Raw genomic sequence first — 19,827 nt, forward strand, 5'->3', positions numbered from 1 at the left:
CGGGATTCGTTTGGAACGAATTCGTTCAGCAGGACTCGTTGGTAATGAACGAGCCCTTGCAGGCGGTCGAATGAGAAAGTGAAAGGTCGGCGAAACGGCCGTCCAACCTCACTCTCGTCTCGCTCTGTTGAAGCCGCAATCCTGGCAGGACATGTTGAGCGCCGTGTCGCTAGCCTGCGAGCGATCGCCACATCTCTGCCAGAACAGAGTCGCGGCGCGGCTAGAACCGCAGGTCGATCTGAGCGGTCACGTACGGCCCACTGCCGATGTGAACGGTATTTTCGCCCACCAGCTTGAAGCCGTTCACCTCGGTGAAGTATCGATCGAATGCCCATCCACCTGAGACTTCGAGTCCGACGTGTGGCTTGAACCACCACAGAAAGCCGGTGGCCAACTTCTTCTCATAGTAGAAGAAGTGGTCCTCTTCGTTGACTCGCCCCGATCGATTCCAGTTCTCGTTGGTCCATTCGAATCCACTATAGATTTGCCATTTATCCGTTGGCTGATAGACGGCCCGAGCATGCATTGTCGTCAGGAAGGCATACACGTATTGCAATTGCCAATCGCGCGAGGGTTTCCAACTGAAAACAGAGAACGGAAAACCGACGATCGCCTGAAAGTCTTCACTGGGATGGTAGAAGTACCCCCCTCCAGGAATTGGCAGTCCGTAAAGGACCTGACTGTTGGTTGACGCATTCACTCCGAGAAACCAAGAGCCGTCTTCATCCTGGGGGATGAGCAGAAAACCGGTTCCCGATGCGAGAATATCCCGGCCAGACTCAAACGGTTTATCGCTGGCCGAACCGACATCAAACACAAATCCCCCAACGTTTCCGCCTTCGAACTGATGAAAATAGTTCATTCCAATTGCGATGTTGAACAACTGACTGGGGAACGGTTGATTCGTGGTTGGCAGAATTGCATTCGTACGGATCGTGGTGACTTCTGTTTCCGCTGTCAGCACGTAGGTACTTGGACCGCGATGGTAAATTGGAACGGCCCCTTGGAAGTACTCGCGTTCCATACTGAGCGTCGTGCCGTTCTGATCAGTACTCTGTTCCGGATACCATGACGCTCCAACATGTGGATTGGCCATCAACAGAGTGCCCACACCACCGGGCAAATTCTTAATCCCTTTGATTCCGCGAAACGATGGCAGCCCATCAAGTCCGCTGCCGCTGCTGCTCGTGCTTTTCGAGAGCGAACTTCCGGCACTTTGCTGGCGAGTAGGAAAGTTACTACCACCGATATAGGGCACGTAGTCGATCAGTTCAGAAATGCCTTCGAGCCCTTGCAGCGACGGGTTCCATACGGGACTCGGAGAGAAGCCGCCGTTGGCCGCAGTCAGCATGACAGGAAGACGATTGTCGTCGCCTGAAACGTCATCCCAGACCTGTGCCACAGCCGCCCTGTCGTCCGCATTCACATCGAAGGAAGTGACGTTTGCCAGACAACAAACAGCGGCCATCATCGATACCGCAAGTCGGAACAGCCGGGTTGTCACGTTGTCAGTCCAAGAAGGAACGGTCGTCGCTGTCGCTTTCGTAACAATCGACCAATGGCGATGAAAACCTAAAATTCCCCTCAAATCCGTAAGGAGAATTGCGCGACTCAGTCGGATTGGGCAGGCTAGGAAGCGGCGCGCCTGACACGAAAATCTCTTCAATTGACGGTAATCGAACCGATTGCCCCCCCGCGTCAGCGCGGACAAACCGCCACCGGCTGATTCTGCCGATGGCGGTTCGCGTTAAAAGTGTTTAGCCCGATTCCAGAATGCAAGACAATGGTGCTTGTCGGAGTAGTGACGACCGGCCAAGGCAGGTTCACTCGCGCGATGTCTTCCATTGTTGTTTCAGTTCATCAAATCCCTTCAGCATCCCTGGCTGCTTTGGCTTTGGGGCCACATTCGAGGATTTTGGCTTGGCAGCGACAGGAGCGGGACTAGAAGTATCAGCCCGCACGGGCAACGGCTTCGGAGCACTTGCAGACTCAGAGGCACCCGGAGGAATCATCGTGAGACCGACACGTTTTCGATCACGGTCAACGCTGAGCACCCACACTTTAATGACGTCGCCAATCGAGACGATATCGTGTGGCGATTTGACAAAATGTGTCGCCAACTGACTGATATGTACCAATGCCGAGTCTTTCAATCCCACATCGACGAAGGCACCAAAATCGACAACGTTTAACACCGTACCTTGCAGTTCCATCCCGACTTCAATGTCGCTTAACGAGAGGACACCTTTCCGGAACACAGGCGGCGGAAGGTCGGCGCGAGGATCGCGTCCAGGGCGCTGTAAGTCGTCAAGAATGTCTTCCAGCGTCGGAATTCCGCATCCCAATTCGTCGGCAAGCCGCGCGGCAACCACGTCGCTCAGCCGTTCTTTGAGTACCGATCGATCGGCACTGGGCCTGACGTCTTCGGGCGTCAGCGAGCAGCGATTCAGCAGCTTGCGCGCAATGTCATAACTTTCCGGATGAATCCAGGTATTGTCGAACGGTTCATCGCCGTCGAGTTTCAAGAATCCTGCCGCCTGTGTGAATGTGGCGGGACCAATTCCCGGGACGTTCAGAAGTTGCTGGCGATTGGTAAACGATCCCTGCTTGTCCCGATACTCGACCACGCGCCGGGCGAGCAGTTGATTGAATCCAGAAACATGTGCAAGCAAAGATGAACTTGCCCGGTTGATATCAACCCCAACATAGTTCACGCACGATTCGACCACCTGATCCAGCGCATCTTTGAGTTGTTTGAGGTTCAGGTCATGCTGGTACATCCCCACGCCAATATGCTGAGGCTCAATTTTCACGAGTTCGCTCAGTGGATCCTGCAGGCGGCGTCCAATCGAAATTGTCCCGCGGGCGATTGCATCGAGCTGGGGAAATTCCTGTTGAGCGACGGAGCTTGTGGAATAGATACTGGCCCCGGCTTCGTTCACGACGATGTACTGTACTTCGGGACATTCCGAAGCGATCATCTCGGTAACCAGTTCTTCCGTCTCGCGGCATGCGGTCCCATTTCCGATTACGATCACCTGGCAACCGTGCTCCCGAATCAGGGTCACAAGCTTCGTCTTGGCCTCCCCCTTCTTTTCATCCGAGAGGATGTACATCACGTCGACGACGACAACGCTTCCGACTTCGTCCAACACCGCCAGCTTGCAACCGGTGCGAAAACCGGGGTCAATCGCAAGGACGCGCTGGCTGTGCAAGGGCGGCTGCAGTAGAAGATTTCGCAGGTTTTGGGCAAAGACCGAGATCGCGTGCCGCTCGGCCTTTTCGGTCAAATCACGGCGGAACTCACGATCCAGGGCCGGCTGAACGAATCGCTCCAGGGCATCCGAAGCGCAAGCCGACATGAACTCGCGATGCCGATGACGATCGAGTTCCAAGTGATCGCAGGTGACACGTGTCGCGCGTTCGTCATTCCAAGTGAAGGTGACACGCAGCGCTTTCTGTTCTTCGCCGCGATTCAGGGCGAGAATCCGATGTGGCGGAATCTTGGAAATCGGTTCAGCGTATTCGAAGTAGTCGCGGAACTCGGGATGCGACTGGTCGGCGCTCTTCGTACCAAACGACTTTAACTGTCCCGTCTCGCGTGCCACCGCACGGCACAGTTCACGCAAATTGGCGTCATCACCAATACGTTCGGCAATGATGTCGGCCGCCCCTTCGAGCGCCTTATTTGCGTCCGGAACTTCGTTTTCGGGGCGAATGTATTTCGCCCCGACGCTCTCCAATGTCTGACCGCTTGTCGATTGATTCCAAATGGAATCGGCCAGGGGTTCTAGGCCACGTTCCTTGGCCATCGTCGCCCGAGAACGTCGCTTGGGGCGAAATGGCAGATACAAATCATCCAGTCGCTTGAGTGAATCAGCCTGTTCGATTTCAGACTTCAAGCCCGGCGTCAACTTCCCTTGCGCCTCGATGAGTCGCAGGATGTCACCAGCCCGTTCGGCCAGATGCCGGAGCGAAATGACGCGCTCTTGAATCGCACGGATTTGCTCTTCATGCAGATTTCCCGTGCGTTCCTTTCGATACCGTGTAATGAACGGCACGGTATTACCTTCGTCCAGCAATTGGACGGTGTGCTGCACCTGGTCGTAGCGCAGGTGTAACTCTGAGGCGACGCGTTTGACATCAATGTCTCGCGCCTGATTTAGTTCCGTCATTGAGGCCATCCGTGCCCATTGGGCCTGATTCACAAGATCGCTCGGTTCTCGTGAGTGCAATTCGAGGTGTTTTCGATCGATCAAACTCAACAGTCACGAATGATATCGCATTTTCGCGCGCCGAGTGGAAGCGAGAATTCCATTCGCGAAGTACGAATCCATCTCATTTCGCATCAAACGATTCTTGTGAGTTGCCAAGTGACGATCGACTGGAATTCAAAATATCGTCCGGGGGATCCATCGCCATCGTCGATTCGTTGTGTCGGGTCGCCATGCCCGCGCTTGGTGACCACCTCGCAAACCCCACACAACTTCACCCTTCGCGACCGATTTTCTGAGTCCGACAGCCCGATGTGATGAATTGGTGCGGCCGATCTTCGGAACTCTTCCCGGCATTAGGAAATAAGCCAATTTCGCGGGTTGACGTCGGGGTTTCACTGCAAGATGATTCAGCCTTTGCCACATCCGTCTGTCTGACTCCGTTCGAATCGGTCTTCAGTATGTGTTTGCCCGCCGCTCTTCGTCCTGAACTACTCGCCCCTGCAGGAGACCAGGAATGCATGCGAGCGGCCGTTGAGAATGGTGCCGACGCAGTCTATTTCGGCCTGAATTGCGGATTTAACGCACGGGCCCGCGCCACGAATGTGGCGACACGTGAACTGCGTGAGGTAATGAAGTTCCTGCACCATCGCGGCGTCAAGGGCTATGTAACGCTCAACACTTTGGCCTTCACCGACGAGCTTTCCGATCTGGAATCACTGATTCGAACAATTGCTGAGTCGGATGTCGACGCCGTCCTGGTGCAAGATCTCGGTGTGTTGCACCTCGTTCGTGCCGTCTGTCCGGATCTTCCCATCCACGCGTCAACGCAAATGACGCTGACCAGTGCCGAATCGATTCGCGTGGCTGAAGAACTGGGAGTCGAACGCGTCGTTTTACCTCGGGAGCTCTCATTTCGTGAAATCGCACAGATTCGACATTCGACCACGGTGGCGCTCGAATGCTTCGTCCACGGTGCGCTGTGTGTCGCCTACTCAGGACAGTGCCTGACGAGTGAATCGCTGGGAGGCCGGAGCGCCAATCGTGGCCAGTGTGCCCAGGCCTGCCGCCTGCCTTATGATTTGATCTGCGACGGCCAAGACGTGGATCTGGGAGCCCAGAAGTATCTCCTCAGCCCACAAGATCTCGCGGCCTACGAACTGACGCCGGACTTGATCGCTGCGGGAGTGTCGTCATTCAAGATCGAAGGTCGCCTCAAGACACCCGAATACGTGGCGAACATGACCCGTCACTATCGAGAGGCGATCGACATGGCCATGCGTGGTGAGCTCGTCGAGTTCTCACGCGATGAAGTCCGTGAGATGGAACTCTCATTTTCACGAGGATTTTCACCCGGATGGCTACTGGGCGACGATCACAAGATGCTGGTTCCGGCATTGTCGTCCGCGAAGCGCGGAGTTCTGCTTGGCACCATTGAAAAGATTTACAGTGAATCGGTTGAGGTCAAGCTGGATGCGCCCGTTGCCCGCGGCGACGGCGTAGTATTCACTGGTGACCGGGCCGCCAGCGACGAACAGGGTGGACGAATCTTCGAAGTTCTCGTGGATCGGATCGCTCAGCCAGATGGCGTTTCGAACGGGATCGTTGAACTCGAATTTCAACGGGGGGCGATCGATTTTTCACGATTGAGCGTTGGTCAGGCGATCTGGAAGACCGATGATCCCGCCTTGACGGCGCGATTGAAGCGGTCTTATTCGGGGCCCGATCCTATTCGCAAACGCCCGTTGTCGCTTGCCGTTCGCACGATCGCCGGCCAACCGGCCGAGATTGAAGGCACATTGTCCGTCGACCCCTCGACCGATGCTGTTGTAACGGCCCGAGTCATTTCATCAGAACCGCTGGCAGTTGCGAGAAAGCATCCCATCACGGTTGAGTTTCTGGCGGAGCAACTGGGGCGATTGGGAAATACCGCCTACGAACTCGCAAAGCTGGAAACCGAAATCAGCGGCAACCCGATGATTCCGCTGAGTGTGTTATCCAAACTTCGACAGGAACTTGTTGCACGTCTTGATGAAGTGACGATCGAGCCGCGCGCACGAACAATCAACCCGCCATCCACGCTCAAACATCTCAAATCACGAATTGCTTCAAATTCCGTTGAGAGCACACACGCTGAGGAAGCGCCGCGATTGCATCTCCTTTGCCGCACGCTGGCCCAGATTGAAGTGGTAACGAACGAAGCATCATCGAACTCGAATTTCCAACCCGAATTGATCTACGCGGACTTTCAAGATATCCGCGAGTACCGGCAAGCCGTCGCACTCGCGCGGGCGGCAGATCTCCCGATCTATGTCGCGCCGACGCGAATCCAAAAGCCGTCTGAAGCAGGACTGTTTTCGGCCATCGCCAAGTATGAGCCCGATGGGTTACTTGTCCGGAATCTGGCAGGAATGCGGTTCTGTACGGATCGCAAAATTCCATTCGTCACCGATTATTCGCTGAACGCAACGAATGAACTGACGGTCGACTATCTTTTGCGATACGGCGCTCAGCGGATCACGGCGTCGTACGATTTGAACCGCGACCAGTTGCTGGAACTGGTTTCAGCCGTGCGCGGGGATCGCCTGGAAATCGTCATTCACCAGCACATGCCGATGTTCCATATGGAGCATTGTGTGTTCTGTGCCGTCTTGTCGCCTGGAACGAACAAGACCAATTGCGGGCGCCCCTGTGACACTCATCTCGTTCAGCTTCGTGATCGAGTGGGAAGCGAGCATCCGTTGAAAGCGGACGTGGGCTGCCGCAATACGCTGTATAATGCGGTCCCTCAGTCTGCAGCCGATGTTGTTCCCGAACTGTTGGCTCAGGGCGTACGGGATTTTCGAGTCGAATTCCTCGACGACCAACCGGACGACTTGCGACGTGTGTTGGCGTTGTACCGCGACTTACTGCGAGGACAAATTCGTGGCGAGGACGTCTGGCGACAATTGAATGCCGCCAATCGAGTTGGTGTGACTCGTGGAACTCTCGAAGAACGCCGAAATCCGCTCGCGATTTTGTAGTCGTGACGGACGAGCGCGATTCCAGTCGATGTCGAATCTGCGCTGGCCATCTACGATGCAGACCTGCGAGATTCACAGCCAGTCACACGATACAGCGTCCTTCGCCCCATCACTTCGGGCGAATCACTGCCAAGGGCAATCGTTTTCGGTCGCCACGCGTTCGCAAGTCATCCAACAGGCCATCAATTTCGGGCGTCACGTGGTAATTCGACGGACTGCGTCCCCCAATCTTCACGGAGACGGGTTTGTCGAAATCAACCAGCTCTGGAGTCAGGCGGATCGTGTAGTTCTGCGTCAAACCCGGTAGCGTGATCAGATTCCCCGCGGTTGTAATCCTGGCCTTGAAGTCCATCGGTTCAACCTTGATTCCTGACCCGGCGGGCAACGGAAGCACAAAATCACGCGGTAAGCCGGCGGCTGTCAGCCAGAAGAATCGGTTATCCGCCTTTCGCATCGAGCGCATCTGAAATTGCTTTGGAAGCGGATCGCGAACATGCGCCGCCAATTCCATCCAGTCGTAGAACTTGGGAACTTCGTCCGTCATGTTATCACCGCTGCGTCCCGAATACTCCACAAGCATGACATCGAACTTGGGTTGGGTCAGCATGTTGTTCAGCACGCGATTGCTGGTCGGGTCCCGCACACCATTCGCCCAGTAGCCTTTGCCGACGACATACCAGGACGTGTATTCGCCATTCATCCAATAGTGCTCGCTGTAATTCGTCGCGTTGCCCCCTATCGGCAGGACGCCGGCGAATTCATCCGCATGCGCCATACCAATGTCGAAAGCCGCATCCGCTCCCATGGCATGTCCAGCCAGGAAGACACGATCGCTGTCGACGGAGAAGCGCTTTCGGGCGTCGATCAGACAATTGAGAACCGCTTCGTGAGCCGGACTGCCGAACGTGTACTCTGTCGCGGTCTTTTCGACGTATTCCGGAGCGATGACGATGTAACCTCGCTGATTCCCCAGGTCGGGATGCCCCGGTTCGCCAGCCCACACTTTCAACGTTTCTTCGGTCGTTCGGCCTTGAGCTCGGAGCGCGATAACGAGTGGATAATTGTGGTGTGGCGAGTACTCGGCCGGCAGCATGACCCAGTAGTTCGCGGTCGTTCCTTCGGTCACTTCAACCTGATGTGCGACGCTGGGTGAAATGTCGGATGCGTCGAGAATCGGAGGAAGTTGCGGGATCAGTTTCATGACCGCATCGGGGCCAACGCTTTCCGTCGTTTTCAGCGTTTTCATTGCCTCAATCTGAGTGCTTGGCTCATTGGTTCGCAAGTATTCGAGCACCGAGCGTCGGGCGTCCCAAAATCTTAGAGTTTGATCCAGATCCGTGACGGCATTCGCCGACCCCAGCACCCAACCAGAATACGCCATTGCCAGCCGCTCTGCAGGTTCGTATTGCTTGTCCGATTCCGCCTTTAGAAATGCATCGAGCCGTGGCAAGGTTTCGAAGTCGAGTTGCTCGTTGATCTCTGAGCGAAGCTGCTGCAATCGTTCTTCCTGTTCCGAATCGTTGATCTTTGCCTGCCAATCACCCAAGAGCAGTTTGGCACGCTCGATATTCTGTCGACCTTCCTCGTAATTTCGGATGAATTGCTCAACATCTTGACGAACCGCACCACTCAGCGGCTGCGTCATCAACTTCCGGGCATATTCCTCGGCCAGAACATGCTGTGCCCCCCGCTTACGCCGCTCCAGATGACGCCGAATTTGACTTCCAAAGTAATTCATCAATTCCGCCTGGCCGGCCTGAATTCGATCAACCAAGTCCTTTCGATTGGCGAAATCTTTGCTAATCGATTCCAGTTCGTTGAACGCTTGATTGTAGAGTTCGGCCTCCCAGTAGAACTTGGCGAGTCCGTACCGATCGTGTTCGTCGGCGGGTTTCACTTTTCGGCGAACAAGCTTTTCGATCATGTCGGCCGGAACAGACTTGAGTGAAACACCGTACTTCCAGTCACAGTTCAGGCTCTCCACCATGACATGATCAGGAGCGACCAGCGTAATGGCCTGCACAATGGAGAGCGTGCTTTTGGAGCCCTGCATGGTAATCGTGCGAACCCCAATCTCCGAAAACGGCTCAGTCGATGTGATCGGGCCAAGCGAGGCGAGCGGGACGCGTTTGAGATTGACTCTCGGTGGATCGATCTTGAAGATCGCGGGAGCAGGCGCTAATGGTACGGCTCCCGGTTTTCCGACGGCCACCTGCTGCTGCACGGGGAAGAAAATGTACTGCCAGCCATTCTCGACGCGAGCAATATTCCGCGTTTCGCGGTTGTCATCGCCTGGTCTGCGCAACACATTGATCGAGACGGGGACGCTCGTCAGCGAGTGTGTGAACAATTCCGTTCCACGCAGAACGCTGCCATTCTTTAGACGAATCTCATCCTCACCCTGCGCACAATTCGCCAAACCCAGGGTCGAAAAACAGCCCAGAACGATCAAGAGCGACGACCAGAGCCTGCCCGCGTCGCGATTGGCTTGCAACTGTAACGTTCTCATGAAAGCACCGAGCAGTTCGAGGCGTTGACGGGTTGACCGGACAATCGAGTTGGCATGCCGAGATACCTTTCGTCCACGGATCTCCACAAGTCTTGTCATCCTCCTTGTGGCCTGCATCAATTGACGGGCATCCTATTCTGGCGATCGCTGAAGCAGAAGACGCTTGGCGCTCGCGCCATGGCATTCTATCGTCTGATCCTTGCCATACTTCGATCGCAAACTCCAATTAGGCCGTGTCGCATGAATCGTCATCATCTCGGGTGGATCATTGCCTTGACCGCCTTATTCAGTTTACCCGTCCCGGTTCAGGCACAAGTAGGCGGAAAAGTCCGCGTCTACTTTGGCACTTTCTCAAGCGACCTATCCAGCGGAATTTACCTTAGCACGCTCGACCTTGAGCGGGGAACGCTGACTCCGGCAGAACTTGCGGTCGAAGCAGCCAGTCCATCCTTCCTCGCGATTCACCCCACGAACAAGTTCTTATATGCAGTCAGTGAGATTACCACGTCAGAGGGCAAAGGCGAACGGGGTGTTGGAGCATTCCTGATCGAGCCGAACACGGGACGATTAACGCTTTTGAATCAGCAGCCTTCGACCGGAGCGGGGCCCTGCCATCTGGTCGTCGACGGTGTTGGCAAGAATGTCCTCGTCGCCAACTACGGCGGAGGGAGTGTGGCAGTCCTGCCCATTCGTGATGACGGACATCTGTCGCCCGCCTCGTCTTCGATCCAGCATCAAGGAAAAAGCGTCAACCCCGAACGACAGGAAGCGCCGCACGCCCATTCCATCAACGTCGATCGAGCGAGCAAGTTCGCATTCGCCGCAGACCTGGGACTCGACAAGATATTGATCTATCAATTCGACAGCGCAAACGGAAAACTGACACCGAACAATCCCCCGGCCGGGGTCGTCGCACCTGGCAGCGGCCCGCGACATTTTGCCTTTCACCCCACGGGACGGTATGCCTTCGTCAATAACGAATTGAACTCCACGGTGACATCGTTTGCATACGATCCGGCACACGGTTCATTGACCGCGATTCAGACAACCTCCACGGTTCCACAGCCAATCCCGAACAACTACACGGCGGAAACGGTCGCACATCCGTCAGGAAAGTTCGTTTATGTTTCCAATCGTGGACACGACAGCCTGGCCATTTTCGGAGTCGACGAAAAAACGGGCCGCCTGACCGCTTTGGGACATCAGCCGACGGGGGGAAATACACCCCGCAACTTCAATATCGATCCTTCAGGACGTTATATTCTGGCTGCAAATCAGGATACGAACAACGTGGTTGTTTTTCGGATCGACTCTCAGACAGGACTGCTATCGCCCACCGGCAGCTCGATCACGGTTGGTCGCCCGGTCTGCGTGCGATTCATGCCATTGGGCCAATAGGCGCCCGGTTGAAATTTGACGGAATCGAATCAGGCACGGAAGAGCCAATGCCAAAACTGATCGGGATGGATGAAGCTGGATTGGGTCCCAATTTGGGCCCGTTCGTCGTGGCAGTCACCGTCTGGGACGTGCCGACGACGCCGCGAACGTTTGATCTTTGGGACGCATTCTCGGAGGTCTTCACCAACGAGCCAGGGACAAACGACGCGCGATTGCATATCGCAGATTCGAAACAAGTCTTTCAGCCGCATAAAGGACTCCATGGACTCGAGCGGCCCGTTCTGGCGGCGCTCAGACTCCTTGGACATACCCCGCGGACGTTTCGCGAGCTGCACGAGCTGCTGGTCACAGCCAATGCGTTGAAGGCAGAGTCCGACGAGGCCGAATCTTGGTACCGCGACCACGATTTTGAACTTCCGACAGCCGATCACGATTTTTCGATGGTCGAACATTGGCAGAGATGCTGTCACGATCGGGATGTTCGATTGGTAGCAGTCAAGGTCGCCCTTGTCGAAGCGCCGCGTTTCAATCGACTGTTGCGCGAATACGACAACAAATCGCTCGTCGTCTCGCGTATCGCCTTCGAACTACTTCGATCCGTCTGGGACCCCGACGAAACGGAAACGTTTATCGTGGGTGACAAGCACGGCGGCCGCAATCGCTATGACCAATTGCTGGCGGAAGTACTGGACGGTGAGATGATTTTTCGCTTGGAAGAATCAGCGGAACGTAGCGAATACCGTGTCGGAAAAACGGTTCTTCGGTTCCAGCCGCGGGCCGAAGTCCACGCGCCCGTCGCCCTCGCATCGATGACGGCCAAGTATGTTCGCGAGCTTGCCATGACCCAGTTCAATCGCTTCTGGGCCCGACACATTGACGATCTAAGGCCAACTCAAGGGTATCCGTTGGATGCGCGCCGTTTTCGTGATGAGATCGCCGAAGTCCAGCAGCGGCTCGGGATTCTCGACGACCACTTGTGGAGGAACCGTTAGAAGCCCGTGGAAATCTGCGAAACAGGCACCTTGATACTCAGGATGCCATGGAGTTCTTGATTCCGATCGAGGGCGGCCCCCGCACCTTCCATTGACCGTCAAGAGTTTGCCACGACCGTTCACAGATTCTCCGCAATTCACGCCACCATTCTCGTCTCCACGGCCCGGTTGCCCTCTGCTATGTTCTGGGCGTCGTTCGAAAGATCCGCCTGGATGCGATCATGATTCTGGAACTGGTTGAGAATATTCTGACGCCCTGTTCGCTGTCGTTCCGGCGCGTAGGTTATCTTCGCGGCCAGTTGGGAATCAAAGTCCGTCATCGGCAATGCCGCAGGGCATGGCGGACACATCTGGAACTGACGAAGATGGCAATCTTGTCTGCAATTCAAGAATGCACTCAACGTCGCAAGTGCCTGATTCTCGGGTCGGGCCGGCTGCTCGACATCCCATTGCGAGAATTGTCTCAGCAGTTTCGTGAGGTGATTCTGGTCGATACCGTGCACCCCCTGGCGGCGTATGCCGCGGCGGCCTGGTATCGCAATGTTCGACTGATCCGAGCCGATGTAACCGAGACGGCGGAAGAACTGGTTCGCGTCGCGCGTCGACGAGAGACTCCGCTGCCCCGGGCAGCTCCAACCCGGTTCTGCGACGATCCCGAAATCGACTACGTCGCCTCGGTGAATCTCCTGTCTCAGCTTGCCTACTTGCCGGGAGTCTTCCTGGAACAGGGCGTCCGCACCGAGGCGGAAATCGAAGCCTATTCACACGACGTCCTGAGTGCCCATCTTGGGTACCTGCAGCGCCTCCCCGGTATCGTGACACTGATCACAGATGTCGAGAAGCTCGTGCTCGACAAACAAGGGCTGATCACCGAGCGAATCGACATTCTGCACGGTGTCAAACTGGACGGTATCAAGTTAAACGGTGAGGGCGACGAATGGACCTGGAAGCACGTGCCGCTCAATTTATTGTCGCGAGACTTCTCGTATGACCGGCGAGTCTGCGCGATCGCCAATGTCAAATCGTGAAACCAATTGTCATTGGGAGGCTCACCAAACGACACCAGCCGGGCATCTCAAGAACGCCCGGCGGAATCGGAAATTTCAATGTCGATCAGCAAAGGATCGAGGCGATCCTGTCAGACAGGTCAGGGCGAAATCAACGCCTGAATCTGATTGAGCTGTCCTTGTATGTCGTTGACCTTGCTCTTCGTGCTGTTGATTTCCGCCAGCGAGATACTGCTGACGACAACACCGGCAATTACACCGGCACTCAGTAGAGCAATCGTGGGATCAAAGCCGGGTAGTCCACCCATGTCCGGTTCGATCGCGTCATAGCCACCAAACTGACCACGAACGCCGTTCTCGCCAAGAACCAGCAAGGCGTTCTTGTGAGCGGACGGTGGAGCGGCTTGTTCGCGCCAGACGCGGAATGTTCCTTCGGTCGTTCCTGAACTGATCTGATACGATCCGGGTTTCAGTCCCTTGATCGAGAACACACCAGCCTCGTTGGCGACGCCTGAAGCCACTTCTTTGTTGCCTTGGCGGACCACCACCTGAGCATGCTTTACGACGGAACCCGTGTGGTTAACAATCCGTCCCTTCAGGGCGGCGTCGCTGGCAAGTTTCACGTCGGCGACCGACGCTGACGCGGCTCGGCTGCTAATTGGACGGGAATCTGCTGCTTGGGCCGATGGCATCGGCATCACGATTCCTACAGCGGCAAGCACAACCGCAGCGCCGCGAACCAGCTTCAGAACAGGCATAATTCCTCCTTGTGACATCTTTTCCGGTGCTCGAATCAGCCGTCCATGGGTCCGAGCAATTTTGTACGAAACAATTCAGAAAGGGTACCTGTTTGGCCTCCAGGCGATTCCTCCCCCGCAGTTCTATTTATCGGCCCTCACAATCCATCGATTCATCAAAACCGGTACTTTTCTTAGAATCGATGGAACTATTGTGCGAGGAACATGCAAAAAAATCGGGTTTCCAATCAAATATGGAAAAGTTTGCCGAATAGGAAACTTTGGTAAAACTGAAACCTCCCCCCTGAAACCAGACGTCAATCGATCAGTGGCCCGAAGCTTTCGGAAGCCTGGGTGTTTTGCACAGAACAACTAAATCAAAGAACTTGACAAAGGCTTATCCCTGATGCCTCTCGCGAATCGCGAACTCCACTGGACCTTTGGCAATTATGAATACCGGCCGGGAAATCGCCCATTGATGATGGGGATCGTGAATATCACCCCCGACAGTTTCTCTGACGGGGGACAATTTTTCGATCCGGAGCAAGCCGTTGCGCAGGGGTTGCGGCTCGTTGACGAAGGTGCGGACATTCTCGATATCGGTGGTGAATCGACTCGTCCTGGTGCCGTCCCAGTTCCGCTCGACGAGGAGCTCCGCCGTGTGATTCCAGTCATCCGACGACTGGCAGCGCAGACACAGGTACCAATTTCAATTGACACCTACAAACCAGAAGTGGCGCAGCAAGCTCTCGACAGTGGTGCACGAATCGTAAATGACATATCGGGGCTTCGTGCAGACACTGATATGGCCAACGTTTGTGCAAAATCTCCCTGCGGGGTGATCTGCATGCACATGCAAGGAACGCCTCAAACGATGCAGCAGAATCCGACGTACACCAATGTGGTCGATGAATTGATGACCTTTTTTGAAGAACGGCTTGAGACCCTGGAACGCGTGGGCATCCCGCGTGAAAGAGTGGTGCTCGACCCCGGAATCGGCTTCGGCAAGACCGCTCAGCACAATCTCGAGATTCTCTCGAGCATCGAGCGACTGCACGAACTCAACCGGCCCATTCTCATTGGCCACTCACGCAAACGATTTCTGCAAAAGATCCTGGGAGAGAAGCTGGACGAGCGAGCGTATGGGACCGTTGGTGTTTCCATCGCGCTCGCACAGCAGCATGTCGACATCCTGCGCGTCCATGACATCGCCGGAAATCGAGACGCCATCACGGCGTGGGGCGCCATCGCCACCACGCCGTAAAGGCAATCACATCAATTGAACTGGATCGCGCTGGTCAGCGGATCGCTCAATGCGTTGCCGTCAGAAACTTGGAAGACCACTGCACGTGGCTGTTTGAAAGGTGCTTTACTGGAGTTCGTGTAGAACACCTGACGCAATGCGGCTTGATACTGAGCAACGGTCGCAGGCAAGCTGCCAGCGGAGGTCAGCGTCAAAACACCGGTCGTGGCATTGTAACTGCCAACGATATCTCCGGTGGTTGCGGGGTTCGAAACGAAGCTCAGGCCATCTTGAGCGACGATAAAGTTCGTCGTCAACCGTACCGTCGCGAAGGCCAGGCGATTCGGGGTGTCAATGTCGTTGACCGTGATCACCGAATTGATCACCGCAGCCCCCTGATTCGTTGTGTAGGTGAGCGTACTCGTTCCAGACAACGTCGGGGCGTGATTAAAGGTGATGCTATTGATCATCGTTATGCTGTAGGCGATCCCGTCGTAGGCCTGCGTCTCGATCGAGCGTGCCAATGTCGACGGTGAGGCCTTCACATTCGAGTAGGTGACACTGCGAAGCGCCGCCTGGAACTGCCCAACTGTCGCAGTCCCATCTGCCGAGATCAACGTCAGCACACCTGTCGTCGCATTGAAACTTCCGGTAATGTTGCCTGTGTCAATGGATGCCGAGAAGTTGAGTGTGTCTTCGCTCGCAACGTAGTTCTTCGTGATTTTCACTGTGGCCGACTTCAAAGTGAGATTGTCGAGATCCGTCACCACAATGCTTGGATCGACGGCGATCGCCCCCCGGTTAATCGTAAAGACGACATCGGTTCCGCCGGACAGTACAGGAGCGTTGTTGATCGGGACATCAGTGTAGTCACTTGCCGTTCGATCCTTGAATTCGGCAGGTTGGCCCCAGAGCCAGTTCGGGCCTGCCCCTCCGTAAATCGCATCCGGAACCACGTCGTTGTGCACCGTCACATCGGCGATCAATCGAATTGAGCCATTCAATCCACCTCCGTTACGAAGATTGGTAACACGCGTTGCAATGGAGCTGGAAGACTGCCATTCGGCCAGGATCGAGTTCAGAGCCAGCAAGTTCGAATCGAAATCGGTATTGCTGGAAATTACGATGTCCTGGGCCGCACCACCATGAAGTACATCGGAACCACGACCGCCAATCAGCAAACTCCGCCCGATGCCCGCTGTCAGCGTGTCGGCCGCATCCCCCCCCACAAGCACACTACCTGCGGATCCGCCAACGAGAGTATTGGCACCGCTTCCGCCGTGAACGTTCTGAATATTCACAATCGTATTAATGCCATCCACGACTCCCGTTGTCAGATTCGCATTCACAGCGGTGGCTCGCGACGAATAGTCAATCCAGTCTCCATTCAGCGATGGACCGCCCTTCACCTGGCCGGTGATGGAGCCAGCCGAAGCCAGACTGAAGATGTCCACACCCGTGCCGCCGACCAAATTGCCGACGTTCGTGAAGGAGAAATTGCTGTTGAGCGTTCCGGTGTTCTTTCCCGTGACGGACCAAGTGTTCGTCATATTCGATCCGACCAGGGTCGTGTTGAAAGACGCCGTCCCAACGAGTCCCTGAATCGACGAAGCGACTCCCCCAACGGCCGACGCGGTGTTCGCCTGCAGATTCAAGGAGACTTGATCGGTTCGCGCGGAATAGTCGATCACGTTGACGCCACTGCGTCCTGTCAGCGAACCTTGGATTGAGCCGGCGTTTTGGAACTTGAAGTTGTCATTCAGCGCACCACCATTCAAGGTTCCGTAGTTCGTGAACGTTGTCGTCGTGTACGGATTCGTCACAGTCCCCGTGTTGGCACCCGTGATATTCCAGTTGTTGTTGTAATCATTCCCGGTCAGGACGTTGTCCTTCGACGCGGCAGTGGCCCCAATCAAGACGCTGACACCACTGAATGCCTTCCCAATTGCCGTGGACGAATTCGTCTGCAGGTTCGTGACGACACCCGACGTGCGATTTGAATAGTCAAGCGTGTTCACGCCTGCACCACCGTTGACTGAACCGCGCACAAATCCCACCGCACCAAATACGAAATTGTCGGTCGATGTTCCGCCCGTCAGCGTTTCGAATCCAGTAAAGTTCAGTCCATTGACCTTCCCGGAATCGCCACTCGTGATATTCCAGGTGCTGGCCGTGTTCTTTCCAATCAACAAATCATCCGGCGTGGAACTGCCAACCAAGTTCTGGATCGACGCAATCCCACCACCGACTGCGGTTGCCAGCGACGTTTGCAGGTTCACAAGGACTCCAACTCCACGCTGCGAATAGTCAAGAGTGTTATTCCCGCCTTGACCATCGATCGTTCCAGATTGGAACGCCCCAGGCACGCCAACCCCCGGTGCCATAATTGTGAATTTGTCGTCTAATGTCCCACCAACGAGATTCTCGATCCCGCTGTAGAAGAATGAGCCATTAATGTTGCCAGCATTCGGTCCGTTGATCGTCCAGAGATTGTTGATGTTCGAACCAAATAGATAATCAGCAGCTGAACTGCTGCCGATGACCTGCTGGATCGCGACGAAGCCCCCACCAATCGCCGTCGCCGAGCTGGCCTGACGGTCGATGACGACGCCGGTTGTACGTGTCCCATAGTCGAGGGTGTTGGTTCCGCCACCGCCCTTAACGACCCCAGTCACCGCTGATGCATTGCCCAATTTGAAGACGTCGGCCTGCGTGCCACCGACCAAATTCTCGATCCCGATGAAGCTGACCGTTCCTGCCGAGTTCGTGACATTGCCTGCGTCTGAACCACTGATGGTCCAAACATTGTCAAGATCGGCGCCGGTCAACTGATCGGTTCCCAGAACACTACCGACGATCACATTGATTCCCGTGAATCCACCGCCAACCGCTGTAATCTTTTTCGTCTGCAGGTTGGCGACGATTCCCATTTCGCGCAACGAATAATTCAGGGTGTTGGTCCCCGTCGTATCGGTCACCGTTCCGCTCAGAAATCCGGTTGCACCGATAACATACGTATCGTTGCCCGTACCACCGCGGACATTCATGAAGCCTTTGAATCCGACCGCACCGACGGTTCCTTCATTTCCCTTGGTGATGTCCCAGGTGTTCGCGACATTGGCGCCGGTGATCGACGAAGACGCCCCCAGGTTCCCGATGAACGTCTGAAAGCCCGTGAAGGATGCTCCGACACCAGTTGCCGTCTGAGTTTGAAGATTCACGTCAACCGTATCGGTACGAGCCGAATAGTCGATCGTGTTCGTTCCCGCACCGCCGCTAATCACCCCCGAGACAAACGCACCGTCACTGAATTTGAAGATGTCCGTGCTTGCGCCACCGTACAAATTCTGGAATCCTTGGAACTGTATCGTCGTCAACGTGCTGACAACCGTCCCGGCGTTGCCGCTTGGATCGTTCAGATTCCAGGTATTACTGTAATCATCGCCAATGAAGGTGTTGGACGAATTGCTGCCGCCAATCACCTGATTGATCTGATCGAACGATCCGCCAATGGCCGTCGAAGAATTCAAGAGCCGGTTGATTTGAATCGCGTCCGTACGATTCGAATAATCAAGGGTATTCGCTCCCAATCCACCCGTGATATTGCCCTGGACCACGCCACCGTCGCTGAAGACGAAACTGTCATCGCCAGATCCACCCACCAGGTTTTCCACGCCGGTGAAGTAGAACTGGTTGTTGATATTGCCCGAGTTCACGCCATCGATATTCCAGGTGTTCGACGAATTGAGGCCGATCAGCGTGTCCGTGAAATCCTGACTTCCGTGGAAATCTGTGATTGAAATATTCACAAATCCGCCGCCAATATTGGTCGCGGTACTGTTCGCGAGATTGACGGTCGCTCCCGAATTGAGGTTGGAGTAATCCAGCGTATTGATCCCGTTGCCGCCATCAATGATTCCTTCAACATATCCACTCGCGTAGAAGTTGAAGTTGTCGTCAAAGCTACCCCCGGTCAGGTTTTGAATATTCGAAAAGCTGACGTTCGCGACGTTGTCACGCGTGAGTGTTCCCGAATTGGGCCCGGTGATCGACCAGGTATTCGCCTGGACGTCAGAAATCAGGGTGTTGTTCCCCGTGCCACCGTCAACCGAAACCTGGGTTGTCGAGAAGATACTGGCGATCGTGATTTGATCGTCGCCACCCAGGCTGCTGATGTTGATCGCGTCAATCTGCGTCGACGACCCATAGCTGGTCTCGACGTTGTTGATGGTCACCTTGACGCCATTGGAGTCCTGTAGAACGGAAATGACGTCCGCCGCACCTGTTCCGTCGACCTGCAGCGTCGTGCCCGTCAGCATCGGGGACAACATACGGCGAAATTCCAGAACTTCGGTTCGAATGACGCTTTTTCGACTGCGGGGACGAACGCTGGTCAATCCGGATTTCTGCCATTCGCGAAACAGGCCAAGAATACCCATTTGGATAATGTCCTCAATTTGCAGTTCAGTCATGACTCCCGACCTTAGAATTTCGACTCGATCGCGAGTCCCGACGAGAATTTCTGTGGGAGTACAAATCGTGCAGGATGTTCATGTCAGGATGTCTAGGTTCAGTATACCTGAGGCCAAAGTCGTGAATATGGGTGATTTGCGTCACCGCGTAGTTTTGGGAGGGAATTGAGGTCCGAACCGAAAAACCCGCAAAGCCCATACAGCTCAACATGCCGAACAAGCCTGTCACGAC

Annotated in this window: 10 protein-coding genes; 5 read left to right on the top strand and 5 right to left on the bottom strand. The window is 55.2% G+C overall.

What is annotated here, in order from left to right:
• Positions 1 to 220: 220 nt before the first annotated feature.
• Positions 221 to 1,504 carry a hypothetical protein gene (locus OSO_RS0103475; protein WP_157605006.1) on the bottom strand — a complete coding sequence of 428 codons (1,284 nt, stop codon included), beginning with the start codon at positions 1,502 to 1,504 and terminating at the stop codon, positions 221 to 223.
• 319 nt (positions 1,505 to 1,823) lie between these two features.
• Complete coding sequence (locus OSO_RS0103480; protein WP_010582151.1) at positions 1,824 to 4,175, bottom strand: Tex family protein; 2,352 nt, start codon at positions 4,173 to 4,175, stop codon at positions 1,824 to 1,826.
• Between the two features lie 560 nt (positions 4,176 to 4,735).
• On the opposite strand from OSO_RS0103480, the gene OSO_RS0103490 reads away from it, so the two are divergent.
• Positions 4,736 to 7,237 carry a U32 family peptidase gene (locus tag OSO_RS0103490; protein ID WP_237729253.1) on the top strand — a complete coding sequence of 834 codons (2,502 nt, stop codon included), beginning with the start codon at positions 4,736 to 4,738 and terminating at the stop codon, positions 7,235 to 7,237.
• 109 nt (positions 7,238 to 7,346) lie between these two features.
• Here the strand turns inward: OSO_RS0103490 and OSO_RS0103495 are convergent, their stop codons facing one another.
• Positions 7,347 to 9,746, bottom strand: a complete 2,400-nt coding sequence (locus OSO_RS0103495; protein WP_010582154.1) for a hypothetical protein — start codon at positions 9,744 to 9,746, stop codon at positions 7,347 to 7,349.
• Between the two features lie 240 nt (positions 9,747 to 9,986).
• On the opposite strand from OSO_RS0103495, the gene OSO_RS0103500 reads away from it, so the two are divergent.
• From OSO_RS0103500 to OSO_RS0103515, 3 genes are all read left to right on the top strand, one after another.
• Entirely contained in the window at positions 9,987 to 11,144 is a 1,158-nt protein-coding gene (locus OSO_RS0103500; RefSeq protein ID WP_040591586.1) for a lactonase family protein, read from the top strand.
• A gap of 47 nt (positions 11,145 to 11,191) precedes the next feature.
• Entirely contained in the window at positions 11,192 to 12,136 is a 945-nt protein-coding gene (locus OSO_RS0103505) for a hypothetical protein (RefSeq protein ID WP_010582156.1), read from the top strand.
• Positions 12,137 to 12,357: 221 nt separating this feature from the next.
• Positions 12,358 to 13,164 (top strand): hypothetical protein, encoded by an 807-nt coding sequence (locus tag OSO_RS0103515; protein ID WP_010582157.1) that lies wholly within the window; start codon positions 12,358 to 12,360, stop codon positions 13,162 to 13,164.
• A gap of 119 nt (positions 13,165 to 13,283) precedes the next feature.
• On the opposite strand, the gene OSO_RS0103520 is transcribed toward OSO_RS0103515, so the two are convergent.
• Positions 13,284 to 13,901 (bottom strand): carboxypeptidase-like regulatory domain-containing protein, encoded by a 618-nt coding sequence (locus OSO_RS0103520; protein ID WP_010582158.1) that lies wholly within the window; start codon positions 13,899 to 13,901, stop codon positions 13,284 to 13,286.
• A gap of 385 nt (positions 13,902 to 14,286) precedes the next feature.
• On the opposite strand from OSO_RS0103520, the gene folP reads away from it, so the two are divergent.
• Positions 14,287 to 15,144, top strand: coding sequence for a dihydropteroate synthase (folP, locus tag OSO_RS0103525; RefSeq protein WP_010582159.1), 858 nt, complete (start codon positions 14,287 to 14,289; stop codon positions 15,142 to 15,144).
• Between the two features lie 11 nt (positions 15,145 to 15,155).
• On the opposite strand, the gene OSO_RS0103530 is transcribed toward folP, so the two are convergent.
• Positions 15,156 to 19,595, bottom strand: coding sequence for a beta strand repeat-containing protein (locus OSO_RS0103530; protein ID WP_010582160.1), 4,440 nt, complete (start codon positions 19,593 to 19,595; stop codon positions 15,156 to 15,158).
• Positions 19,596 to 19,827 lie beyond the last annotated feature (232 nt).

It is taken from the genome of Schlesneria paludicola DSM 18645 (genome assembly GCF_000255655.1).
In the GTDB taxonomy this organism is placed as follows: Bacteria; Planctomycetota; Planctomycetia; order Planctomycetales; family Planctomycetaceae; genus Schlesneria; species Schlesneria paludicola.